Genomic DNA, 22,608 nt, shown 5'->3' on the forward strand with positions numbered 1-22,608 from the left:
TAAGGCGAAGGAGACTACTAAACATCTGCATGGATGTCACAGAACGACGAGAACCGAATACGATGCGCTCAACAACTAGAAGTAAAAAGGGGGGCGACGATGGTTTTCTCGCGGGTGGCTTGTATGTTGACGGCCGTCGCTTTGATGGCGGCGACGAATGTGTTTGCGGACCCGGCAGCGGACCAAGTGAGTCGGTCCAATGCCGCGACGAATCTATTCATGGAGTTCTGCATTAAGTCGAACGGCGACTATAACCAGCTTCGCGGTATTGCGGCGCAGCATCACCTGTTGCTGGTTAGTCCGGAGTTCGCACCGCGTTTTCTGGCAGGTAAAGCTGGCCGCGTGTGGGGCGCAACGAGTTCACTGGGGGAATTCGTCATCATCGGCACCGAAGACAACTCGTGCCAGATATGGGCACGGCGAGCCGACGCGGAGACCTCGATTCAACACTTCAACCGCATTATTTCGGGCGTAGCGCGCCCGGGGTTGGTCGTTAGACGCTACAAGGACGATCCACTCGAAACCAAGGACGGCACGTATCGCATGATCGTGTACATGATGCGGCGCGAAGATCAGGAGGTTGGGATGCTCGCGAGCATCATCGCCAGTCAATCGAGCACGGCGGCCGTCCAAGTGCGGTTGAAGCTTGCCCCGGCGGCGGATCGTTAGCGATCGAAGCGCAACGTGTCGATCACGAGCGAGAGTGCAGGGGAAAGCTGGCGACGGTGCGCATAGTAGAGGTGATAGCCGGGCAGGGTAGGCCACCATTTCTGAAGCACCGGCACGAGTCGACCGGCTTGGATATGCGGCTCGATGAGATCGAACGGCACGTAGGCCAACCCCATGCCATCCAACGCGGCTTGCAGCATTAGAAATGTGTTGTTGAAGATGGTTTGACCGTCGACGCGAACGTTGATCGATTCGCCGCCCTTTTCGAAGTCCCATGCGTAGAGACCGCCATGCGTGGGCAGTCTCAAATTAATGCAGCGATGGGTCGTCAGGTCGCGCGGCGTGAGCGGTATTTTCCTGCCCGCCAAATAGTCCGGCGACGCGGCGACGGCCATCTGAAAGTCGGGGCCGATGCGCACCGCAATCATGTCTTTATCGACTTGGTCGCCGACGCGCACGCCCGCATCGAAACGATGCGCGGCAATGTCGGTGAGCGCATAGTCGACACTCAATTCCACGCGGATGTCGGGGTAGTCGTGCAACAACGATTTCAATCGCGGCCAGAGGGCAGTGACTACCGCGTGGTCGTGTGCGGTGATGCGTACGCTGCCGGCAGGCTTGTCCCGCAACAACATCAATGACGCCAGCTCCGCCTCGATTTCGTCCAGCCGCGGTGCGAGCGTCTCTAGCAACCGTTCGCCAGCGTCAGTCGTCGAGACACTGCGCGTGGTGCGCGTGAGCAAACGCACGCCCAGCCGCGCTTCCAGCGCCGACATGGCATGACTCAAGGCCGAGCGCGAAACGCCCAGATGCGCGGCGGCGCGCGTGAAACTGCGTTCTCGCGCGACTAGCACGAAGGCCTGTAAATCGTTCAGATTCTCTCGTTGCATTGGTGAGCTATTTGCACCATCGTGTGCAGATATTACCGTCTTATCAAACAATCGATGCGCTTATACATTGTGAGCATGCGCAAAGTGGCCAGCCCGAGCGGGGCGGCCTAGCGTGAATCCGACATGAGCGAGGAGTGAGTTATGGAACTGAAGCGCGCTGGATCACAGCCTTCCGTCAAAGGCCCGGCCGAGTTTTTTACCGGCACCGTCCGTATCGATCCGTTGAGCAATCCGCCGCCGCCCGCGCGCGTATCGTGCGCCAGCGTCACGTTCGAGCCCGGTGCGCGCTCGGCATGGCACACGCATCCGCTCGGCCAGACGCTTATCGTCACAGCCGGTTGCGGCTGGACCCAGTGCGAAGGGGAAGCCATTGTCGAGATTCGTGCAGGGGATGTGATTTGGTGCCCGCCGGGTCACAAGCATTGGCACGGCGCGACACCGACGACTTCGATGACGCATATCGCCGTACAAGAAGCCCTCGACGGCAAGAACGTCATTTGGCTGGAGCACGTGACGGATGCGCAATATCTGGCGGGGCCTTCTGCGCCAAACACCCCAACCCTTTGAGCGTCGCATGCACGGCTTCGTCGAGCGGCGTATGCGGCTCGCGCCCAAGCACGTCGAGGAGCCGCGCGTTGTCCATGCGTACGGGGCGCGACCAGAGATAGCGCATTTCCAGCAACTCGCGCAGCGTCGTGACGAAAGGCGCTGCGGCCCACACCACCCACCACGGGAAGCGCCGTGCTTTGACGGCGACGCCTTGGCGTTGCATCACACGCGTGATCGCGCCTGCCATTTGCGTGCCATCGTTGTCCCAATGCCCCGCCATATGAAAGTTAGAGAACGGCGGTAACGTGTCGCGTCGCTCGACGAGCGCCACCATCGTGCGCGCTACGTCGGGAAGATACGACCACTGATGCCCAACGCCGGGCGCATTTGGCACCTGCACCACACGTGCCGTTTGTCCGGGCTTCACCAGCCCCTGACCGAACCAACTGTTGCCCGCTTGCGGCCCGAAGAAGTCGCCAGCGCGAACGATGATCGTCTGCACGCCTTGCGCACTGGCGGCACGCAGACGCGATTCCATTTCCACACGAATCTTGCCTTTGCGCGTGACTGGGCGTTGCTCGGCATCTTCGTGCAACACCGGGAACGCGTCCGGCCCGAAGTTGTACACCGTGCCGGGCAGCACAATCGTCGCACCGTGCGCCTTAGCGGCTGCAATGGTGTTGTCGAGCATCGGCAGTACCACCTTCGGCCAATTGCGGTACCCCGGCGGATTGACGGCATGCACGATCACGTCGCAATTCTCTGCCGCGGCGAGCACGTCGCTCGCATTCATCGCGTCGCCATCCGTCCACTCGATGCCGATGTTCGGCGCATCGGTACGCGGTGCGCCACCCCGTCGCATGGCCCGCACGCGCCAGCCCGCGGCCAGCAATTGCAGGGCGACTTCACTGCCGATCCCACCCGTGGCGCCCAACACCAGTGCGCGTGATACGTTTTCGCGGTTCATCTTGAAGCTCCCAACACGTTGTCGATGGGGGCATTCTCCGCGCGACCGACTTCAAATAAAATTGCCTAAAATCTTCCATCGGCTATACATTTTTGTATGACTTCAAATCTCAGTTGGGATCTCTGCCGAACCTTCCTTGCGGTGTTGACCGAAGGGTCGCTCTCAGGCGCCGCCCGGGCGCTCGGCATCACGCAACCCACTGCGGGCCGCCACATTGCGGCGCTGGAGGAGGCGCTGGGCCAAACGTTGTTCACCCGCTCGCAAACCGGGCTGATGCCGACCGACGCGGCCGAGTCGCTGCGCCCACACGCGCAGGCCATGCAGCACACGGCATCGGCCTTCGAGCGGGCGGCGGCCAGCCGAGACGACGGCGCGAATGGTGTCGTGGGTGTCGTGCGAATTTCCGCCAGTGAAGTCGTCGGTGTGGAAGTGCTGCCGCCGATATTGACCGCGCTGCGCCGCGCCCATCCGCTGCTCTCGGTCGAACTGGTGCCGACCAACCGGATACAGGATCTGCTGCACCGCGAGGTAGACATTGCCGTGCGCATGGCACCCCCACAGCAAGATGCGCTGATCGCACGCCGCGTCGGCAGTGTCGATATCGGTCTGCATGCGCGCGACGACTATCTGGCCCGTTACGGCGCACCGACCACGCTGGCCGATCTGGCCAACCACGCGCTGATTGGCTTCGACAGCGTCACGCCGTTCATCCGGGCAGCGACGGCAGGCGTGCCCGAATGGTCGCGCGATAGCTTCGCGTTTCGGGCCGACAATGATCTGGCCCAACTCGCGATGATCCGAGCAGGGTACGGCATCGGGGGCTGTCAGGTGCCGATCGCTCGCCGCGACCCGCGACTCGTGCGCGTACTGACCAACGCCTTCCGTTTCAAACTCGTCACGTGGGTGACCATGCACGAAGACCTGCGCCAGAGCCCGCGTTGCAAGGCCACGTTCGACGCACTCGTGGCCGGATTGTCTGCCTACATGGCCGTTTGAGCCCAAATATCGCGTGTCAGCCGTTAAATTTAGTGATATACAATATATCAATAATTTTAACGATCACGAGACACTCACTGCGCCATGTTCGATCCCGCATTGTTCGGTCGGATGTCGCCCGGGGTATTCACGCCCGGGCGTTCTTTGTTACCCCTTGAATCGCAACAACCGCCGCTCGCTGCTGGCCGTCACCCCCTCGGGTTGAGCGACACGCGCGACGCGGTGCTGTATGTGCCGCCCAATTTGCCGGCGGATAAGCCGGTGCCGCTGTTCGTGATGTTCCACGGCGCGGGCGGGTTTCCCGAGAAGGTGCTGCCGTTCATCGAGTCGCATGCCGACAAGCATGGGTTTCTCGTGCTTGCGCCGCACTCGACGTTTCCGACGTGGGACATCGTGATCGGCGGCAACGGCCCCGATCTCGATCGCTTACAACAGGCGCTGGGCATCGTCGCATCGCGCTATGACATCGATACGGCGCGCGTCGCGTTTGCCGGGTTTTCCGACGGTGCCAGTTATGCGCTATCCATCGGCGTGACCAATGGCGATATCGCCAGTCATGTCATCGCGTTTTCCGGCGGCTTCATGTCGATCTTCGTGCAGGAAGGGCAGCCGCGCGTCTTCATTGCCCACGGGCTGATCGACGAACAATTGCCGATTGCCACGAGCGGGCGTAACAACGCCAACAAGCTCAAGGCAGTGGGCTATGACGTCGAGTATGTGGAGTTCGACGGCTTACACATCATCGAGCCGAGTGTGGTGGCGCGCGCCATCGACTTCTTCCTTGCCTGAACGTACGCGGCCGCGAGGCCATGCGTGCGCTGGCGTTACGTATCACGGGGAGTGCCATCCATGGATTTCGAAATTCCTGAGTCGCTGATTCATCCGTTGCTGCAACTGATCGGCACCGACTCGCCGCTCGGCAAACAGATGACGGCGTATGGCGTGTGCCGCGGCAATATGCTCGTGTCGAGCGAATGGTTCGATGCGAAGTCGCTCAACACGCTCTACGTGCTGTGCAAATCGCAGAACGAGCGTGCCTTGATGTTCCAGATGCTCGCGCTCGACAACGTCTACAACGCGCCGCAGGCGCGCGTCATTCCGAGTCTGGACAAACTCGTGCCGGGGCTCGTCGCGTATCTCGCCCGCGACGTCATCGACGGCTGGCTGTACCAGCGACATCGGGACGGTGCACTGCTGCCGTGGCTCGTGCGTCGCTTGCGCTATGTCGAGCCGGAGCAGGGCTCGCCGTATGTCGTGATGGACATGCTGGCCAACACGATGCAGTCGGCCAATTTGAGTGCGTCGGAGCATCGGCCGCGCCGCTCAGGCATGACGACGTCGCTGGTATTTACGCGCGACGACATCGCCAATCGCACGATTCCTGAGTTGCTCGCGGAGTTCGGTTTTTACAAGGAATGCGCAGAGTTCAAACACGAATACGAGCAGCACGCGCAGCGCTTTCTCAAGGTGCAACGTGCGTTCGGCGCGCAGTTCGTGATGCGTCGCGCGGCATTCTCGGTCGATCCGAAGGGGGCGACCGAACTCGTGCGCGTGGTCGACGGCACGACCGCCAAATGCGTGAACGACGAAGAGCGTCTGGAGCGCAATTTCGAAATGGCCTGCGATGCCGATTTCTGGCGCAATGCCGAGATTGGGGCCGCCTTCGAGACCATTCCGCTGCACTGTTATGTGCATGTGTTTCATCTGGATTGGCATCGCAACTTGTGGGTGCACGTGCAGAACATCAGCGAGTACGCGTACCAACCGGCGCTGCGCGACAAGCTGGTATTGCCAGCTCATCATCACGATCTGATCGACATCCTGACCTCGAACATGGACTCGATGATGCCCGACTTCGTACCGGGCAAATCGGGCGGCGCGACCATCCTCTGTCAGGGCGCACCGGGGCTGGGTAAAACGCTTACCGCCGAGATTTATTCGGAAGTCGTCGGCAAGCCGCTGTATCGCGTGCATTCGGGGCAACTCGGCACGACCGCCGCATCGGTGGGTGCAACGCTCATGAGCATTCTGCGTCGCGCGATGCGCTGGAATGCGATCTTGCTGCTCGACGAAGCCGACGTCTACATTCGCCGTCGCGACAACGATCTCGAACACAATGCCATCGTCGCGGAGTTTCTACGCTCGCTGGAGTATTTCCACGGCTTGCTGTTCATGACGACGAACCGTATTGGCGACGTGGACGACGCGATTCTCTCGCGCTGCATCGCAACGATTCATTACGAAACCCCGTCGCCCGCCGATGCCCGCCGCTTGTGGCGCATGCAGGCCGAGCAGGTCGGCGCGTATCTCGATGACGGATTGATCGAAACATTGGCCAGCCGCTACCCCGACGCAAGCGGGCGCGACATCAAGGAATTGATGAAGCTCGCAAGCCGCTACTGCAAGGTCAGGGGGCTGCCGTACACGGAGGATGTATTCCGTCTGTGCGGATTGTTCCGGGGCTATCCGGGCTAAGGGGGCTAAGAGGGCTAAGCGCGCAGCCATCCAATTTCCAAATACCACCCAACCAAACATTTAATTTCCCAATTCGAAACGTCCTGCCCATACTCCAAATCGCCAACACGCATTCAGCAGGGGAGGCAGAAAGACTGCGCCGATAAGCGGTCCGCCGACCCTGCTTCATTCAAGGAGACGATGCGGATGCAATTGGATGTTTCGAACGACGTCTTGGGCGCGATGCCCTCGACCGGGCAAGCGCACGCTCATGCCCCCCATTCCCCAAACTCTCACGGGCTGAGCCCGAAGTTGCACAACACCGATCTGGCGCCGACGAAGTCGGAAGGGCGGCGCTGGGGGCGGTATAGCATCTTCGCGCTCTGGACCAACGATGTGCACAACATCGCCAACTATTCCTTTGCCATCGGCCTGTTCGCATTGGGTTTGTCGGGCTGGCAGATGCTGGCGTCGCTAGCGATTGGCGCGGCGCTCGTGTATTTCTTCATGAATCTCACGGGGTACATGGGCCACAAGACCGGTGTGCCGTTTCCCGTCATCAGCCGCATGAGCTTTGGGGTGTACGGCGCGCAATTGCCTGCAATCATCCGTGCCGTCATTGCGATTGCGTGGTTCGGCATTCAGACCTATCTCGCCTCGGTCGTATTGCGTGTACTGCTCGTCGCTGTCTGGCCCGCGCTCGACGCCTTCGATCACAACGCCATCCTTGGCCTGTCGACGCTCGGCTGGGCAAGCTTCGTTGCCATCTGGCTCGTGCAGATCGCCATCCTGGCGTACGGCATGGAGATGGTGCGCAAGTACGAAGCCTTCGCCGGGCCGATCATTCTGGTTACCGTCACGTCGCTAGCCGTATGGATGTACCACCGTGCGGGCGGCCACATCGCCATGTCTATCGGTGAGCCGCTGACCGGCGTAAAGATGTGGACGAAGGTCTTTGCGGGCGGGGCGTTGTGGCTGGCGATCTACGGCACGCTGGTGCTCAATTTCTGCGATTTCACACGGGCGTCGCCCAGCCGGAAGGTCATTCGCACGGGCAATTTCTGGGGCCTGCCGGTCAACATTCTGATCTTCGCCGTCATCAGCTTCGTGCTGGCCGGTGCGCAATTCAGCCTGAACGGCCAGATCATCCATAGCCCGACGGAAATCATCGCGACCATTCCCGACAAGACATTTCTCGTCCTCGGCTGTCTGGCGTTCCTCGTCGTGACGGTGGCCGTGAACATCATGGCGAACTTCGTCGCGCCTGCGTTCGTACTGACGAGTCTCGCGCCGCATCGTCTGACTTTCCGCCGTGCGGGCCTCATCAGCGCCACGATTGCCGTGCTGATCCTGCCATGGAATCTCTATAACAGCCCCATCGTGATCGTGTACTTCCTGTCCGGGCTCGGCGCGTTGCTCGGGCCGCTTTACGGCATCATCACCGTCGACTATTGGCTGCTTCGCAAGACCTGTGTGCACGTGCCGCATCTCTACACGGAAGCGCGCGACGGCACCTATCACTACGCCCGCGGCGTGAATCCGAAAGCGATCATCGCGCTCGTGCCGTCGGCGATCACCGCCGTGACCGTGGCGCTCGTGCCCGCGTTCAGCGCACTCACGCCGTTCTCGTGGCTGCTCGGTGCGGCGATTGCCGGTGGCGTGTATTACGCGATCTCTGACCGGCGCCAGCCGTTCGAAGACTGCTCGGGCGAACACTTCGCCGTCGACAGCGCCGCGCACTGAATTACCCCCAAGGAGTGCTTCATGAAAATACTGGTCGTGAACGTCAATACGACGACCGCCATCACCGACGCCATTGCCCAGCATGCACGCACGGCAGCGTCGCCCGGGACAGAAATCGTCGGCCTGACGCCACACTTCGGCGCGGAATCGGTCGAGGGCAATTTCGAGAGCTATCTCGCCGCCATCGCCGTCATGCAGCGCGTGCTTAGCTACGATCAGCCCTACGACGCCGTCATTCAAGCGGGCTACGGCGAGCATGGCCGTGAAGGCTTGCAAGAGCTGCTGAACGTGCCCGTAGTCGATATCACCGAAGCCGCCGCGAGCGTCGCCATGCTGCTCGGGCACCGCTACTCGGTCGTGACCACGCTCGACCGCACCGTGCCGCTGATCGAAGACCGTTTGAAACTCGCCGGACTCGACGCGCGGTGCGCTTCGGTGCGGGCAAGCGGCATGCCGGTGCTGGAACTGGAGCGTGACCCGGTGCGTGCCGTGGAAGCCGTGGTGCAGCAGGCGGAACGGGCAGTGCGCGACGATCACGCCGAAGTCATCTGTCTGGGCTGTGGCGGCATGGCCGGGCTCGACGCCAAGATTCGAGAGCGCACGGGCGTGCCGGTCGTCGATGGCGTCTCAGCAGCCGTTGCACTGGCCGAATCGCTGGTTCGGCTGGGACTGCGTACGTCGAAGGTGCGCACGTACGCGACGCCGCGACGTAAGCAAATCGTCGGCTGGCCCGAAGCACTGCTGCGCTGCGCTTGATCGCGAGACCTAAAACGCGCCTGTTCCATCCTCCGTTGCGGCCCATAACGAGAAATCATGAAGCGCCGCAACAACCCGATATGCGGGAAAACTAGAGGCGCGCGCCGCCGCCGGTCTGGATATATTGAAGCCAGACCGGCGCCGCCATGAGGGCGGCGCAGTGAGAAGACGGAGTGGAGACGCAGTGGAAACGCATGGCGAACTGCACCGGGCCATTCTGAACAACATTCCCGATCAGGCGTGGCTCAAAGACACCGAGTCGCGCTACATCCTCGTGAATGACGCCTTCATGGCCGCCTGCGGCCGATCCGAGAAGGAAATCATCGGCAATACCCCCGACAAGGTCTGGTCTTCCGACTGGGGCCGCGTCTATCTGTCCACCGACCGTGCCGTGGTCGTGAGCGGCAAGCGTCGGCGCTACGAAGAAAGCCGCCCTGGTGCCGATGGCGCGCCGCGCTGGTTCGATACCGTCAAAATGCCCGTGCGCGACGCCAACGGCCGCATCGTCGGCACCGTGGGCATCTCACGCGACATCACCGATCGCAAGCGCTCCGAAATGGCGCTGCTCGACTCTCGCGCGCAACTGCGGCAGCTCTCCGCTTATCTGCAATCGGTGCGTGAAGCCGAACGCACCCGGCTATCGCGCGAACTTCACGATGAACTCGGACAATGGCTCGGTGGCTTACGCCTGGGTCTGAATTACCTCGAAGCCCAGCCGGGCACCGTGCCGCCCGATCAACCGGCGCACGTGCAGATGCTCAAGGAGCTGGTCGACGCGACAATCGACGCGGTACACCGCATCGCCGCCGATCTACGCCCGGCAGTGCTCGATGAGCTCGGCCTGCATGCTGCGCTGGAATGGCTCACCGAATCCTTCACCCAACGGCATGGTTTGCCGTGCGCGTTGCATATGGCCGAAGACGTCACCGTCGGTCTCGACAGCGAGTGCAGCACGGCCATCTTCCGTATCGTGCAGGAGTCGCTCACCAATGCGAGCCGCCACGGACAGGCGACGCAGGTGACGGTCTCGCTGGACCTGCGCGACGGGTACTGCCACGTCACTATTGCCGACGATGGCCGTGGCATGGACACGTCGCGCGCAGGGCACGGCCAGCGCTTGGGCCTGATGGGCATGCGCGAGCGCGCGTTGATGCTCGGCGGCGCGTTCGAAATCGAGAGTCAGCCGGGGCAGGGCACGCGCGTGATGGCGCGCATCCCGCAGCATCCGGCGGGCGCAGACGGAGCGCCGCAATAATGCGCATCATGATTGCCGACGATCACGCGATCATTCGCGACGGCCTGAAGAAGATCATCTCGACCTCGCCCGACATGTGCGTGGTTTCCGAGGCCGTCGATGGTACCGACGTGCTCAATCGTTTGCGGCTGACTACGGTCGACGTGCTGCTGCTCGATATGTCTATGCCCGGCAAGAGCGGCATTGCGCTAATCCAGCAAATCAAGGCCACTTACCCGGCATTGCCGATTCTCGTGCTCAGCATGTACCGCGAATCGCAATACGCTGTGCAGGCCATTCGCGCAGGCGCGGCGGGGTATCTGACGAAGAACGCCGAGTCGGAGCAGTTGGTCGGGGCGATCCGGCGAGTGGCGCGCGGCGGCACGGTGGTGTCGCCATTGGTCGCCGACAAACTCGTGCGTCAGTTGCAGCAGCCCGCCGAAGTGCTGCCGCACACGCGGCTCACGGCGCGAGAGTTCCAGATCTTCCAGATGCTCGTCGAGGGCAGCGGCATCAACGACATCGCGCGTTGCCTGTCGCTCTCGAGCAAGACGGTCAGCACTCACAAGGCCAATATCCTGACCAAGATGGACATCGCATCCACCGCCGGTCTCGTGCACTACGCCATCGAGCACGGGCTGATCGTCGCCGGTACCGACGCTTAAGCGCGCCGCGCTAGCGCGCTTGTCACCGATTCTCCAAACGCTGAAGCCGCACGCCGAGCGCCCTCGGGGGCGGCTTCACGTCTGCACGTCCGTGTTTTCCCGCACGCATTCCCTTGTGTTGGCGATTGCTGCACCGCGTCTAGGGAAATTCTTAGACGAAAACCAGCAAATCCCGATGCCCCGGTCGCAGGCACTCCCATAACCTGAATTTCAGCCCCACTCAGTCCGACTTACGGGGCAATGCCGAATGCCACCCCGGCCGCCATCGTAGCCAAACGCAATACAACGCACTTCAACACAACAACATCGACATCATTCGAGACCCTAGGAGACGGCACCATGCATGTGGACTTGCTGATTAACAACGTGTGCGTGCGCGATGAAGCGCCGCTCGTGGATATCGCCATCAAAGGCGGGCGCATCGTGGCGCTGGAGCCGGGCATCGACGCTTCGGCCGACGAGATCATCGACGCGCAAGGGCGCGCCGCGATTCCCGGTCTCATCGAAGCGCACTTGCATCTGGACAAAGCGCTGCTGCATCGCCGGTTGCCTGCGCGCTTCGGCACCTTAGACGAGGCCATTCGCGTCACCGGCATTCTCAAGAGCAAGCAGGAGCGCGAAGACGTGCTCGACCGCTCGCGTCAGGTGCTCGACATGGCGGTGAAGCACGGCACAGTGGCCGTGCGTGCGCACCCGGACGTCGATCTGATTCAGGGCCTGATCGGCGTGGAGACGCTGCTCGCGCTCAAAGACGAATACAACAGCCTGCTCGACTTGCAGATCGTCGCGTTTCCGCAAGAAGGCATTCTCAAGTCCAAGGGCACGTACGAGTTGATGATCGACGCGCTGCGCATGGGCGCGGACGTGGTCGGCGGGTGCCCGTACAACGAGTTGAACTGGGACGACACCAAGCGCCATATCGACATCGTGTTCGAGCTGGCGCAGCGTTTCGACGCGCCGGTCGACATGCATGCCGACTTTGCGGACGACACGGCCGACCAGCGTTTTGCCGCGATCTCATACATCGCGCAGAAGACGATTGAAACCGGCTACCAAGGCCGCGTTTCGCTGGGGCACGTGACGAGCCTCGGCGCGCTCGATGCCGACACACTCGCCCCCGTCATCGAACAGATCCGGCTGGCCGGTATCAGCATCGTGACGCTGCCCGCGACCGATCTCTATCTCGGCGGGCGCAAGGATCAGCAGAACCAGCGCCGGGGCCTCACGCCGGTCAAAGCGCTGCACAGCGCGGGCGTGAACGTGGCCTATTCGTCGAACAACGTGCGCAACGCATTCACGCCGTTCGGCAAGGCCGACATGCTGCTCATCGGCAACCTGCTCGCGCACGTTGCACAGTTCGGGGTGCCGGAGCATCAGCAGGCCATTCTCGACATGGGCACGCATAACGCCGCGCGTGCCATCGGGCTCTCGCACGACTACGGCATTGCCGTGGGTAAGCAGGCCGACCTCGTCATTCTCGACACCTTCAAAGTTGCCGATGCGCTACTCGACATCCCGCCCCGTGCGTGGGTGATCAAGCGCGGGCGCATTACGGTGGTGACGCAGCATCACTGCGAAATCCATCGGCATTCATGTTGTTGTGCGCAATGAAGTTCCAATAAAACTCAAGGAGACAATCATGAAGAAGCTGCCTGCGGAAGTTGTTGCCTCGTTACTTGCTGTCACGACCATCCCGATTGCCATGCTGCCGCTGCACTTGCCGCCGTGGGCGATCTTCATCAGTTGGGCCGCCACGTTTGCCATGGGCGGGCCGACCTTCGTCAACCTCAAACGCATCTGGGCGACGCTGCCCGTCGGCTCGTTCTTCGCGTTCCTGATCGTGCTGGGGTTCAAACAAGCCTCGACGCAATTCACCGGTAACACGCTCGTGCTCGCCGAGATGGTCATTCTCTTTACCGGCAACGGCACGATGATGGCGCTCGCTCGCGTGTTCCCCGGCCTGAACTTTATTCCGGGCATGTTCTTCGGCTTTGCCACGTATTTCGCCACGCTCTTTGGCGGCTTCGGCCCCGTGCCGCAAGACCCGATGGCGGCGCTGGGAGCGGCTGTGGCGATGAACGCTCTTGGCCCGGTCTACGCATGGGTGAAGGAGCGCTATTCGGCCCCGGAAGTCACGCATCACCGCAACTGGAAGGGCTGGAAGGCCGAAGTCTAAGCCGATTTTGCAGGGCATGACATCGCATAGAGCAGCGGGGCGCTTGCCAGTGTCGGGCGCGCCCCGCCGCGAGAAAACACCACGCAGGGAGGCGGTATGACGTTCGCAGGAAAAACGGCCACAGGGCCGTCGACGACACAACTTGGCACGACAAGAGACGGCGGTACCACGCGCCGCGATTTTCTGATGAGTACGGCGGCGCTCGCGAGCAGTGCGGTGCTGCCTGTGGCAACGGCAGAAGCTGCGGGCGTCGCCGACGCGGTCGTGGCCGTGCCTGCCTCCCGTGGCGACCCTCGCTTGGCGCAGTCGACACGCGGCATGGTGACCAGTCCGCACGAGTTGGCCAGCGAGGCCGGGCTGGAAGTGTTGCGCGCCGGTGGCAACGCTATCGAAGCCGCTATCGCTATCGGCGCCGTGCTTGCCGTGACGTATCCGCATTTCACCGGGCTGGGCGGCGATGCCTTCATGGTCATCAGCGACCGTGACGGCAACGTGCGCACGCTCTCCGGTATCGGGCAGTCGGCGGCCAAGTTGCCGGCGTATCAAGGAGAGATTCCGGTGCGCGGCCCGGGCGCTGCGTTGACGACCGCGGCCACCGTCGCTATCTGGGAGAAAGCGTACGAGTTCGGCCGCACGCAATGGGGCGGCAAGCAGGCGTGGTCGTCGTTGTTCTCTCGCGCCACGGAATACGCCGCCAATGGCTTTCCCGTCACGCCGTCGCAGCATTTCTGGCAAACGCTTCGCGCAAAGGAATTGGCGAGTTGGGAAGGGTTCGCCTCGGTGTACATGCCCAACGGCCGCATTCCGCAAGCAGACGAAACGTTCGTGCAGCCCGCATTGGCACGAAGCCTCGATAGCATCGCCACGCATGGCGGGCGCGAGTTCTACGAAGGCGATTTGGCGGCGCGTGTCGCGGCGGGGTTGAAGCGAGTCGGCTCGCCGCTGACGCTAGACGATATCGCTCGCACGCAAGCCCGGGAGGAAGTGCCGCTGCGCGTGGCGTATCGCGATGGCGAGTTGCTTGGCCTGCGTCCGCCCACACAGGGCGTGACGACGCTGGAGATCATGGGAATTCTCAATCGCTTCGATCTGGCGTCGATGCCGGAGGGGAGCGCGGATTACTATCACGTGCTGGTCGAAGCGGTGAAGCTCGCCTTCATCGATCGCAACCGCTACGTGGCCGACCCGGACTTTGTCGACGTGCCGCTCGATCGCATGCTCTCGAGTGCGTCGCTCGATGCGCACGCGCGCAGCATCCGCATGGATCGTGCGATGCCGTGGCCGCATGTCTACAAAACGGGCGATACCGTCTATATCGGCGCGACGGACGCCGCAGGCAATTGCGTGAGCATGCTGCAAACGGTCTATTTCGACTGGGGCAGCGGTGTGGTGCTGGGCGACACCGGTGTGTTGTGGCACAACCGTGGCGCGTCGTTCAGTCTCGATGCGCGCAGCCCGAACGTGTTGCAGCCCGGCAAGCGACCGTTCCATACGCTCAATCCGGGCATCTATCTCAAGCAAGGGCGCCCGAGCCTGCTGTACGGCACGCAAGGTGCCGATGGCCAGCCGCAGACGCTCGCCGCAGTGCTAACCCGGTTGATCGACTACGGCATGGACCCGCTGACGGCACTCGGCCGTCCGCGCTTTCTGCTCGGCAAGACGTTCTCGGATAGCCGCGATAGCCTCAAGCTCGAACAGGACGCTGGGGCCGCTGTGTTCACGGAATTGGCCGTTCGCGGGCACGAGATGAGCGCATTGCCTGCACAAAGCCAGCTTGCCGGGCACCCCGGGGCAATTCGCATCAGCGCGCAAGGGCAGATGAGCGGCGCGCACGACCCACGCAGCGACGGGCGGGCATTGGGTGTGTGAGCGTGTGACATCCGCAAACGTATGACGATGTGCCCGACAACGCCGGAAACCCCAGTTGTCGGGCACTCGTCGTGCGTGATACAAGATCCACTGCCTATCGATAAATCAAATAGTGACTATGGCTGGCAGTGCGAAATCGAATCGACCGCTTTTCGATCTGGATCTGTTGCGCTCGATCATCATGGTGGCCGACTGCGGCAGTTTCACCACGGCGGCCGCGCGCCTTCACTCGACGCAATCCACCGTGAGCCAGAAGGTGCGCCGTCTTGAAGACATGGTCGGCCACAAGCTGCTCGACCGGGGCAATCGCGAAGTGCACGCCACCGACGCCGGTGAAATGCTGCTCGGCTATGCCCGTCAGATCCTGGCGCTCAACGATCAGATGTTCGAGGCGCTTTCCGGCGCGGTGGTGGCGGTGACGGTGCGTCTGGGCGTGCCGGAAGATTTCGCCACGGGCGCGACGACGCAAGTGCTTGCGGGCTTCAATCGGCAGTATCCGCAAGTCAAACTCGAAGTCACGAGCGGGCTGAGCCGCGACTTGCTCGGCAGCTACGATCACGGCGAACTGGACCTCGTGCTGGTCAAACAGCGGCGCAACAGCCGGGAATCGGTGGCGTGCCGACCGGAGAAGCTCGCATGGATCGATAGCGCGACGCACCCGTCGTTCGCCCTCGACCCCGTGCCGCTCGTCACGTTTCCGACGCGCGGCCTTTACCGCGACGACATGATCAATGCGCTCGAAGCGATGGGGCGCAACTGGCGCATCAGCTTCACCAGTTCGAGCCTGAGCGGCATTCAGGGGGCGGTGGCCGACGGCATGGGCATCAGTCTGGTGCCGCCGCGTGCGGTGCTGCCTGGCCATGTCGTGCTGGGGCGTGCCCAGGGGTTGCCCGTGGTCGACACGTTCGAGTTGGCGATCTTTCACCGGCCCACGGCCGACCCAATGGTCAAAGCCTTAGCGAAGGTGCTGGTCGGTATGTTGGAGTCGAAGACGCGTTCAGCGAAGTGACGCCTCGGTTTTCCAAGGCGCAAAAAAGCCGGTGCGGCGTATTGCCGACCGGCTTTTTGTATCGAAGCTCACGCACAGACGCGTGAGACTTCGCCTGGCTTAGCGCGGTTGTGCGCCCAGCGTCAGGTTCATGTGACGATTGACGTCCTTGTACAGCAGGTAACGGAAGGGGCCGGGGCCGCCGGCGTAGCAAGCTTGCGGGCAGAACGCGCGCAGCCACATGAAGTCACCGGCTTCGACTTCCACCCAGTCTTGATTCAGACGGTAGACGGCCTTGCCTTCGAGCACATACAGGCCGTGCTCCATGACGTGCGTTTCGGCGAACGGAATCACGCCGCCCGGCTGGAACGTCACGATGTTCACGTGCATGTCGTGGCGCATGTCCTGAATGTCGACGAAGCGCGTCGTGACCCAACGGCCATCGGTGCCCGGCATCGGAATCGGTTCCACGTCCTGCTCGTTCTTCACGAACGGCTCCGGATACGGCAGACCTTCCACGGCTTGGTAGTGCTTGCGAACCCAGTGGAAGCGCGCCGTGCTCTGGCTCTGGTTGCGCACTTGCCAGTCGGTAGCGGGCGGGATGAACGCGTAGCCGCCCGGCGTCAGCTTGTTGGCCTTGCCTTGAATCGTGACGGTGATTTCGCCTTCGACGACGAACAGCACGCCTTCGGCCTTGTCGTCTTGCTCGGGCTTGTCGCTACCACCACCGGCACCGACTTCCATGATGTATTGCGCGAACGTCTCGGCAAAACCCGAGAGCGGACGGGCCAGCACCCACAGACGCGTGTTGTCCCAGAACGGCAGGTGGCTCGTCACGATGTCGCGCATCACACCCTTCGGGATGACGGCGTACGCTTCGGTGAACATCGCGCGGTCGGTGAGCAGTTCCGTTTGCGCCGGATGCCCGCCGTGCGGTGCGTAATACGTTGTCTTCGACATTCCATTGACTCCTGATGACGCTAGTTTTTCTCCCCATCGTTCGTCTTTGATTGCCGTGGTTACACGCTGCGCTTGGGGGCGCGCACAGCGGGCTTCACCTCGGCGCGACGAACGCTAGCGACGCCGTGACCTCGCGCAGGCCCGGCATCGCGCATGACAGTCAGGTCGGGGTGGACCCTGCTGTGTCCTTCAATAGGGCGGGGTCGAGCGCAAGCTGCGCCGGGCCGCCCCAATAACGTCCGTGACGAATCACCGCGCGGGCCGCCGGCGCGGCAGCTACGGCAGCGGCGGCATTCGGTGCATCGAACACGACGAAACTCGCTTCGTTGCCTTCGCGCAGACCGTAATCGGCTTTGCCGATGACAGCAGCGGCCGCATGCGTCGCCATGTCGAGCGCGACTTGCAGATGTTCGTCGGTATAGAAGCCTGAGCGATAGCCGATGAGCATCGCGCGTTGCAGCATGTCGCCGTTGCCGTACGGCCACCAACTGTCTTGAATATTGTCGTTGCCGGTGAACACGCGCACGCCCGCTTCGCGCAGACGCAGAATCGGTGGGAACGCGCGGTCACCAGGGGCGTTGGTCATGATCGACACACCGGCATCGGCCAGCGCACGCGCGATCACGTCAAGTTCCGCGAGGCCGATATCGCCCAGTCCATACGCATGGCTTACCGACACGCGGCCCTGCAAACCAGCGGCCTGCGTGCGCGCCGCGATGCGGTGCAATTGCGCGAGACCCGTCTCGCCGGGTTCGTGCAGATGAATATCGATCTTCGTGCCGTGCTTCTCGGCAATGCCGAACACCACACTGAGTTGTCCTTGTGCGTCGCCGTCGAGCGTCGTCGGATCGATGCCACCCACGACCTGCACGCCTTCGCGAACGGCGGCTTCGAGGACTTCGGCAGTTCCCGGGCAAGTCATCACGCCTGCCTGCGGGAAGGCCACGAGCTCGATGTCGAGCAGGTCGCGCCACTGGTCGCGCATGGCCATCACGGCATGCAGGTGCGTCAGGTTCGTGCTTGCGTCGACGTCGACATGGCAGCGCATGGCAACCGTGCCGAAGGCGACGCATTGACGCATGAGGGCGTCGGCGCGCTGTGTCATCGGTGCGGCAGCAGCGATCTCTTCCTTTTCTGCGGCCAGCCGATCACGCAAGGTGGCTGCCGGGCGATGCGGGCGCCAGCGGTCGCCGAGAAAGCTCTTGTCGAGGTGAATATGACCATCGACAAAACCGGGCAGGACCAGCTTGCCTTGCAGATCGATGACTTGTGCGCCGTGGGTTTCCGGTGCCTGAGGGCCGACGTAGGTGAAGCGTCCGTCGCGCGTGGCGAGGTGGAGGGGTTGGCCGTCGGCACCAACGGCGCCAACGAAAACACGGTGAGTCATGGAGCGGCCTCTGTGCTGCCCGGGGCCTCGCTGGCGCTGCCTGCCTTCCCGTTGGATAGCGTTGGCTAGGGTTGGCGCAATGGCGCCGCGGGGTCTCGTGGGGTAATGAACTGCGGGGAAAGACTTACAAGATAGCGAACGGACCGCACATCGACAAATTAAATATCAGAATGGGCGGCATTGGATTTCTAAATACATGAGCAGCACTCAGATGTCGCGGTAGATGAGTTCAGCTGACAACAATGCTTAGTGGCCATTCGAACGTACCGGCGATTGCCGCGTCGCGATCCGTCACGATGGCCTGAAGCGTCAATTCCACGCTGCCTTCGGCGGCAACGTCGAGTTGCCAGAACGCGTCGTGTGCCGGTTGCGCTTCGAGTTCGGCGGGCTCTCCCATCTGCGGCACGCGGACGATGGCCGCCGGATTCGTTTGCATCGTTAGGTTCGCGAGCACATCGTCACCAGCCAACTGCACGTTAAGCAGTACCGTCTGCTCGCCGCGCACTGAGGTCGGGGACCAACGCACGCGCACTTGTTCACCGGGCAAGGCATTCAGGTGGAGTTGTCCATCGTTGCGGATCAGCAGCGAATCCATGCCCGTACACAGCGCGTAGCAACAGGTGGGCTCGGACTCACCGGCGAGCAGCGCCGCAGTATCGATGACGAGCAATACCGAGGCACCGGCGGCGTTCGATTCACAGGTGTGAGGCGGCTGGTCTTTGGACATGGTGCATTCCTTGCCATGGGGCGTGGGGTTTCGCGATCCACCAAGCGGCGGATCGCGAACTGATGGGACTTAGTCGTTACGAATGCTGATGAACGGATCCCATTGATAGCAGCCGCAGAGATTGCCGCTGCGATCCAGAATCTGGAACTGGAAGTGGTACGTCACGCGGCCGGTCTTGAGCGTTTCGCAAGACCAGAAGTAGTTCGATACCTGTTGCTTCTTCGGATGGGACGGGTCGTCCGGATTCGGCACGGGAATCTTGACTTCGGCTTCGCGCGGCGACGGATCGGAGATCAACTTGACCTGACTGCTCACGAACTTATAGAAGATGCACGACTCTTCAAAACCCAGCGAGAGGGAGTTCTCGCGCCAACGAATCACGTCGCCGATGCGGGCGGCAACATCGAGTTCGCCCCCGGCTTGGCCGCTGACGACGTTCTTCTGCGTGACGATCATGAACACGTGCTTGGCGTCGATGAGCGGCGGGTTCGACATGCTGCTGTTCCTGCCATACCGATCGAGAACGGCTTTCGTGTCGATCGCGACGAGGACATCAGTAACTTCAGACATATGAGTCTCCACAAAAGGGTAGAGCGAGATGCCGTCAATCTGAGAGACGACGGGCGCGGCGCGGGGCAAAAAGCGATGCCTCGCGTTTCATTTGTGGAAGCTAGAAGGCTGGAGAGCGTGCAACAACCTATCGGCGTTGCACTGCACTGAGACTCATAGGCGACGTTTGCGGGCAATACGTGGTGAACGTTGGCTTCGCAAGTCGTGGCGGGACGTCTGTCGAACACTACAAAACGGCGGATTGAAACGACGCCGCCCGGACTTGAGCGGTCCGGGCGGGTATTTGGGGAGGCTTACGTTGCGCCTTACGGCTTATGGCTTGCGGCTGTGTTGCAGGCGGTCGAGTACGTGAATGCTCAACCGCGCCGTGTGGCTGCGCATGGCGTTATAGGCGCCTTCGGCATCTGACGCGAGTACGGCTTCGACCACTTTTTCGTGTTCGTCGAACGAAACGGTGAAGCGCTCTTCGACGTCGGACTGCGCGGCCCGGAACGGGGCCAGCCGTTCGCGATGATTGTCGATCAGGGCCATCAGCGTCTTGTTCTGCGTGCCCGCGCTCAGCAACTGGTGAAACTCGCGGTTGAGCGCGAGATAACCGGCTTCGTCACCGGCGTCCATGCATTGCTTGCTTTGGACGTGCAGCATTTCCAACTGCTTCTTCTGCATGGCGCTCATACGCTGCGCGCTCAGGCGGCAGCACAGCGCGTCGAGTTCGCACATCGCTTCGAGCATGTCGGACAGATCGTCGACGCTGATGCTGGCGACAACCCCGCCCTTGTGCGGGGTGAGTTCGATCAGGCCGCGGGCGTTGAGCTCGCGCAGCGCTTCGCGAATGGGCGTGCGCGAGGCTTTGAAGCGCTCGGCCAGCACAACTTCTTCCAGCTTGCGTCCTGGCGGCAGACGACCGTCGATGATCTCATCGGTCAGCTCCCGGCAGATTCGTGCGGCAATGGTTTCGGCCATGGTTAGTTATCTCGCTCCGTGGACGTGCATTTTTTTTCTTGAGTTGGCTCGGATTGTATACATGCGGATTATAAGGGTATTTTTTCCCGGATTTGTGGCCTGACGCCGCATTCCAAGGGAATGGACCGGAGATTTGTTGGGGGTTGTGATGTTGTTGTATTCAAAAATGCATTTTGGGATGCAATTTGCTGAGATAGTATACATGTGAGTTTGCCGACGTTCGGCAAACCCCATTTCGTCACAGCTGTGACCTATCCATCAGAAGGAGACATTCCATCATGGCCAAACTGCGTCATATCGCGCTTTCCGTACCCGATCCGTGGAAGGCGGCCGAGTTCTATATGCAGGCGTTCGACTTCAAGAAAGTCGGTGAAACCGATTCGTCGCTTGCCCGCGGCGTGTACCTATCGGACGGCGTCATCAACCTCGCGCTGCTCAACTACAAGAACGACGAAGCCGCGGGCGACCGTGGCCGCGAGTTCGTGGGCCTGCACCACATGGGCATTTGGGTGGAAGACGTCGAAGCCGCGCGCGCGAAGATCGAAGCCGCAGGCGGGCGCTACTACATGGGCGAAGTGCCGGTGAAGAGCAACATCTTCTACGAAGTGAAGTTCTTCGATCCGAATGGCGTGATCTTCGACGTCACCGCACACGGCTGGGGCGGCGCTTCTAAGGACGGCACGGGCAAGGACGACGCGCCCAAGCTTCGCCACGAAGGTCTGCAAGCCGACCGCAAGGGGCTTTGATCCGTACGACGCGCCGCCATCGCCGGGGCGCAAACTCCCCGCCGGCCAGCACGTGCCGGCGGCGGCCACCGTATATCAGGGGTAACCCGCTATAAAAAAATAGCCCGTTTGTATAAGCAAATAGCGGTAGAAATTCAATTTCTTTGCTATGTATAATCATTCGAAAGATTGTATACATACAACGGGCGAGCGGCAGACACCCAGCAAGGGGCGCCGCAAATAAAACGAGAATTCTCAGGAGACGGCATGAAGAAGCGAGTGTTATGTGCATTGCTACTGGGCGCAATGCAGGGGGGCGCCTACGCGCAAGCATCCGGAGGCGTCACGCTCTCGGGTTTTGTGGACTTGAACATCGAGCAGTTGTGGCAGTCGGGCGCGAATGGCGGCAAGGTCACGCGCATGTCGAGCGGTGGCTTGAACAACTCTCGCTTCAACTTGAGCGGCTTCGAAGAACTGGGCGGCGGTAATCGCGCCTTCTTCACCTACGAGCCGATGTTCTCGGCGAACAACGGCACGCAGTCGGCACAGGCGCGTCAGTCGTTTGTCGGCCTTAAGGGCCCGTGGGGTGAAATTTCGCTGGGCCGTCAATTCACGCCGTCGTACTGGATTGCTGGCTACGCCGACCCGAGCTGGGCGGCCGACTTCAGTATGGTCAACAACATGGAGTTCTTCTACGCGTCGTACCGCGTCGACAACTCCATTCAGTACAAATCGCCGACCTTTTACGGCCTGACGGCACGCTTCATGGCGACCACGGGCGTGGGCGATACCACGCGCGCCGGGCGCTTCCTGTCAGCCGCGCTCGAATACCGCAACGGCGGTGTTTTCCTCGGCGCCGTGAGCGAGTTGCAATACACCCGCGACATCTACTCGGCGAGCCAGATCCATTCGTCGCGCGATAACTACTTCGCTGCAACGTATAAGTGGGGCAGCGTCGAGCCGACCTTGATTTATCACACCTACAACGGCTACTACGCCTACCCGCCGTACGTCGCATTCAATGTGCGCGGCTGGGACGTGCAAGCCGGTGTGCGTTACGCACTGACCGATCGCCATCGCTTCTACGCGAGCTTTGTCCATCGTCAAGACGACGACAACAAGGCGCTCTCGAACGCCAACGGCTTCGTGATCGGCTACATGTACGGCATGTCGAAGCGCACCACGCTCTACGCGACGTTCGCTCACATTCAGCACAGCAACGACACTACGGTGCATTACCCGGTCACGTTCCAGGTCACGCCGCTGGGCAACCAGAACCCGTCCGGTCTGCAACTGGGTATCCGGCACGCCTTCTGATCG

Annotated in this window: 22 protein-coding genes; 15 read left to right on the plus strand and 7 right to left on the minus strand. The window is 61.7% G+C overall.

Annotated elements, in window-relative coordinates; translation table 11 throughout:
- The first annotated feature begins 144 nt into the window (after nucleotides 1-144).
- Nucleotides 145-669, plus strand: a complete 525-nt coding sequence (locus tag PPN31114_RS02580) for an NMCC_0638 family (lipo)protein (RefSeq protein WP_425325283.1) — start codon at nucleotides 145-147, stop codon at nucleotides 667-669.
- Here the strand turns inward: PPN31114_RS02580 and PPN31114_RS02585 are convergent.
- Nucleotides 666-1,559, minus strand: coding sequence for a LysR family transcriptional regulator (locus tag PPN31114_RS02585; protein WP_150677925.1), 894 nt, complete (start codon nucleotides 1,557-1,559; stop codon nucleotides 666-668). The two genes, PPN31114_RS02580 and PPN31114_RS02585, sit on opposite strands and share 4 nt — an antisense overlap.
- A gap of 141 nt (nucleotides 1,560-1,700) precedes the next feature.
- Between PPN31114_RS02585 and PPN31114_RS02590 the strand changes: the two genes are divergently transcribed.
- Nucleotides 1,701-2,126 carry a (R)-mandelonitrile lyase gene (locus PPN31114_RS02590; RefSeq protein WP_150677926.1) on the plus strand — a complete coding sequence of 142 codons (426 nt, stop codon included), beginning with the start codon at nucleotides 1,701-1,703 and terminating at the stop codon, nucleotides 2,124-2,126.
- Here PPN31114_RS02590 and PPN31114_RS02595 read toward each other — a convergent pair.
- Entirely contained in the window at nucleotides 2,053-3,075 is a 1,023-nt protein-coding gene (locus PPN31114_RS02595; protein WP_150677927.1) for an NAD(P)H-binding protein, read from the minus strand. The genes PPN31114_RS02590 and PPN31114_RS02595 overlap by 74 nt on opposite strands.
- A 96-nt stretch (nucleotides 3,076-3,171) precedes the next feature.
- On the opposite strand from PPN31114_RS02595, the gene PPN31114_RS02600 reads away from it, so the two are divergent.
- From PPN31114_RS02600 to PPN31114_RS02650, 11 genes are all read left to right on the plus strand, one after another.
- The gene (locus PPN31114_RS02600) at nucleotides 3,172-4,071 is read left to right on the plus strand and encodes a LysR family transcriptional regulator (protein WP_150677928.1); all 900 of its coding nucleotides are present in this window, start codon (nucleotides 3,172-3,174) and stop codon (nucleotides 4,069-4,071) included.
- An 84-nt stretch (nucleotides 4,072-4,155) separates the two neighbouring features.
- Nucleotides 4,156-4,860: an alpha/beta hydrolase gene (locus PPN31114_RS02605; protein ID WP_150677929.1), complete on the plus strand. Its 705-nt coding sequence runs from the start codon at nucleotides 4,156-4,158 to the stop codon at nucleotides 4,858-4,860.
- Nucleotides 4,861-4,920: 60 nt separating this feature from the next.
- On the plus strand, nucleotides 4,921-6,546 hold the full coding sequence (locus PPN31114_RS02610; protein WP_150677930.1) for an AAA family ATPase: 1,626 nt from the start codon (nucleotides 4,921-4,923) through the stop codon (nucleotides 6,544-6,546).
- Between the two features lie 186 nt (nucleotides 6,547-6,732).
- The gene (locus PPN31114_RS02615; RefSeq protein ID WP_150677931.1) at nucleotides 6,733-8,268 is read left to right on the plus strand and encodes an NCS1 family nucleobase:cation symporter-1; all 1,536 of its coding nucleotides are present in this window, start codon (nucleotides 6,733-6,735) and stop codon (nucleotides 8,266-8,268) included.
- 21 nt (nucleotides 8,269-8,289) lie between these two features.
- Nucleotides 8,290-9,024, plus strand: a complete 735-nt coding sequence (locus tag PPN31114_RS02620) for an aspartate/glutamate racemase family protein (RefSeq protein ID WP_150677932.1) — start codon at nucleotides 8,290-8,292, stop codon at nucleotides 9,022-9,024.
- 184 nt (nucleotides 9,025-9,208) lie between these two features.
- Entirely contained in the window at nucleotides 9,209-10,279 is a 1,071-nt protein-coding gene (locus tag PPN31114_RS02625) for a PAS domain-containing sensor histidine kinase (RefSeq protein ID WP_150677933.1), read from the plus strand.
- Nucleotides 10,276-10,923, plus strand: coding sequence for a response regulator (locus PPN31114_RS02630; RefSeq protein ID WP_150679111.1), 648 nt, complete (start codon nucleotides 10,276-10,278; stop codon nucleotides 10,921-10,923). Before PPN31114_RS02625 ends, PPN31114_RS02630 begins: the two co-directional genes overlap by 4 nt.
- A gap of 339 nt (nucleotides 10,924-11,262) precedes the next feature.
- Nucleotides 11,263-12,534 (plus strand): amidohydrolase family protein, encoded by a 1,272-nt coding sequence (locus PPN31114_RS02635; RefSeq protein ID WP_150677934.1) that lies wholly within the window; start codon nucleotides 11,263-11,265, stop codon nucleotides 12,532-12,534.
- Between the two features lie 28 nt (nucleotides 12,535-12,562).
- A complete protein-coding gene (locus PPN31114_RS02640) occupies nucleotides 12,563-13,099 on the plus strand; it encodes a DUF1097 domain-containing protein (protein ID WP_150677935.1) in 537 nt (178 codons plus the stop codon).
- Between the two features lie 186 nt (nucleotides 13,100-13,285).
- A complete protein-coding gene (locus PPN31114_RS02645) occupies nucleotides 13,286-14,968 on the plus strand; it encodes a gamma-glutamyltransferase family protein (protein ID WP_150679112.1) in 1,683 nt (560 codons plus the stop codon).
- A 118-nt stretch (nucleotides 14,969-15,086) separates the two neighbouring features.
- Entirely contained in the window at nucleotides 15,087-15,977 is an 891-nt protein-coding gene (locus PPN31114_RS02650) for a LysR substrate-binding domain-containing protein (RefSeq protein WP_150677936.1), read from the plus strand.
- Between the two features lie 99 nt (nucleotides 15,978-16,076).
- On the opposite strand, the gene PPN31114_RS02655 is transcribed toward PPN31114_RS02650, so the two are convergent.
- The 5 genes from PPN31114_RS02655 to PPN31114_RS02675 all read right to left on the minus strand — a co-directional run bounded on the left by PPN31114_RS02655 (nucleotide 16,077) and on the right by PPN31114_RS02675 (nucleotide 20,563).
- The gene (locus PPN31114_RS02655) at nucleotides 16,077-16,916 is read right to left on the minus strand and encodes a bifunctional allantoicase/(S)-ureidoglycine aminohydrolase (protein ID WP_150677937.1); all 840 of its coding nucleotides are present in this window, start codon (nucleotides 16,914-16,916) and stop codon (nucleotides 16,077-16,079) included.
- Nucleotides 16,917-17,076: 160 nt separating this feature from the next.
- Complete coding sequence (locus PPN31114_RS02660) at nucleotides 17,077-18,303, minus strand: amidohydrolase family protein (RefSeq protein ID WP_150677938.1); 1,227 nt, start codon at nucleotides 18,301-18,303, stop codon at nucleotides 17,077-17,079.
- Between the two features lie 229 nt (nucleotides 18,304-18,532).
- Complete coding sequence (locus PPN31114_RS02665; RefSeq protein WP_150677939.1) at nucleotides 18,533-19,030, minus strand: AidA/PixA family protein; 498 nt, start codon at nucleotides 19,028-19,030, stop codon at nucleotides 18,533-18,535.
- Nucleotides 19,031-19,099: 69 nt separating this feature from the next.
- Nucleotides 19,100-19,600, minus strand: coding sequence for an inclusion body family protein (locus PPN31114_RS02670; RefSeq protein ID WP_150677940.1), 501 nt, complete (start codon nucleotides 19,598-19,600; stop codon nucleotides 19,100-19,102).
- A gap of 312 nt (nucleotides 19,601-19,912) precedes the next feature.
- A complete protein-coding gene (locus PPN31114_RS02675; protein WP_150677941.1) occupies nucleotides 19,913-20,563 on the minus strand; it encodes a GntR family transcriptional regulator in 651 nt (216 codons plus the stop codon).
- Between the two features lie 278 nt (nucleotides 20,564-20,841).
- Between PPN31114_RS02675 and PPN31114_RS02680 the strand changes: the two genes are divergently transcribed.
- Together PPN31114_RS02680 and PPN31114_RS02685 are read left to right on the plus strand one after the other, a co-directional pair.
- On the plus strand, nucleotides 20,842-21,309 hold the full coding sequence (locus PPN31114_RS02680; protein WP_246182371.1) for a VOC family protein: 468 nt from the start codon (nucleotides 20,842-20,844) through the stop codon (nucleotides 21,307-21,309).
- 246 nt (nucleotides 21,310-21,555) lie between these two features.
- Nucleotides 21,556-22,605, plus strand: coding sequence for a porin (locus PPN31114_RS02685; RefSeq protein WP_150677943.1), 1,050 nt, complete (start codon nucleotides 21,556-21,558; stop codon nucleotides 22,603-22,605).
- Nucleotides 22,606-22,608 lie beyond the last annotated feature (3 nt).

The sequence above is a fragment of the Pandoraea pneumonica genome, from assembly GCF_902459645.1.
Lineage (GTDB): Bacteria > Pseudomonadota > Gammaproteobacteria > Burkholderiales > Burkholderiaceae > Pandoraea > Pandoraea pneumonica.

What these genes read in the sequence shown, in the direction of transcription:
- PPN31114_RS02675 (WP_150677941.1), bottom strand. Translation starts at nt 20,563, where the DNA reads ATGGCCGAAACCATTGCCGCACGAATCTGCCGGGAGCTGACCGATGAG.
- PPN31114_RS02580 (WP_425325283.1), top strand. Translation starts at nt 145, where the DNA reads ATGGCGGCGACGAATGTGTTTGCGGACCCGGCAGCGGACCAAGTGAGT.
- PPN31114_RS02670 (WP_150677940.1), bottom strand. Translation starts at nt 19,600, where the DNA reads ATGTCTGAAGTTACTGATGTCCTCGTCGCGATCGACACGAAAGCCGTT.
- PPN31114_RS02585 (WP_150677925.1), bottom strand. Translation starts at nt 1,559, where the DNA reads ATGCAACGAGAGAATCTGAACGATTTACAGGCCTTCGTGCTAGTCGCG.
- PPN31114_RS02685 (WP_150677943.1), top strand. Translation starts at nt 21,556, where the DNA reads ATGAAGAAGCGAGTGTTATGTGCATTGCTACTGGGCGCAATGCAGGGG.
- PPN31114_RS02600 (WP_150677928.1), top strand. Translation starts at nt 3,172, where the DNA reads ATGACTTCAAATCTCAGTTGGGATCTCTGCCGAACCTTCCTTGCGGTG.
- PPN31114_RS02590 (WP_150677926.1), top strand. Translation starts at nt 1,701, where the DNA reads ATGGAACTGAAGCGCGCTGGATCACAGCCTTCCGTCAAAGGCCCGGCC.
- PPN31114_RS02640 (WP_150677935.1), top strand. Translation starts at nt 12,563, where the DNA reads ATGAAGAAGCTGCCTGCGGAAGTTGTTGCCTCGTTACTTGCTGTCACG.
- PPN31114_RS02680 (WP_246182371.1), top strand. Translation starts at nt 20,842, where the DNA reads ATGGCCAAACTGCGTCATATCGCGCTTTCCGTACCCGATCCGTGGAAG.
- PPN31114_RS02650 (WP_150677936.1), top strand. Translation starts at nt 15,087, where the DNA reads ATGGCTGGCAGTGCGAAATCGAATCGACCGCTTTTCGATCTGGATCTG.
- PPN31114_RS02660 (WP_150677938.1), bottom strand. Translation starts at nt 18,303, where the DNA reads ATGACTCACCGTGTTTTCGTTGGCGCCGTTGGTGCCGACGGCCAACCC.
- PPN31114_RS02615 (WP_150677931.1), top strand. Translation starts at nt 6,733, where the DNA reads ATGCAATTGGATGTTTCGAACGACGTCTTGGGCGCGATGCCCTCGACC.
- PPN31114_RS02655 (WP_150677937.1), bottom strand. Translation starts at nt 16,916, where the DNA reads ATGTCGAAGACAACGTATTACGCACCGCACGGCGGGCATCCGGCGCAA.
- PPN31114_RS02610 (WP_150677930.1), top strand. Translation starts at nt 4,921, where the DNA reads ATGGATTTCGAAATTCCTGAGTCGCTGATTCATCCGTTGCTGCAACTG.
- PPN31114_RS02635 (WP_150677934.1), top strand. Translation starts at nt 11,263, where the DNA reads ATGCATGTGGACTTGCTGATTAACAACGTGTGCGTGCGCGATGAAGCG.
- PPN31114_RS02620 (WP_150677932.1), top strand. Translation starts at nt 8,290, where the DNA reads ATGAAAATACTGGTCGTGAACGTCAATACGACGACCGCCATCACCGAC.
- PPN31114_RS02645 (WP_150679112.1), top strand. Translation starts at nt 13,286, where the DNA reads ATGAGTACGGCGGCGCTCGCGAGCAGTGCGGTGCTGCCTGTGGCAACG.
- PPN31114_RS02665 (WP_150677939.1), bottom strand. Translation starts at nt 19,030, where the DNA reads ATGTCCAAAGACCAGCCGCCTCACACCTGTGAATCGAACGCCGCCGGT.
- PPN31114_RS02605 (WP_150677929.1), top strand. Translation starts at nt 4,156, where the DNA reads ATGTTCGATCCCGCATTGTTCGGTCGGATGTCGCCCGGGGTATTCACG.
- PPN31114_RS02595 (WP_150677927.1), bottom strand. Translation starts at nt 3,075, where the DNA reads ATGAACCGCGAAAACGTATCACGCGCACTGGTGTTGGGCGCCACGGGT.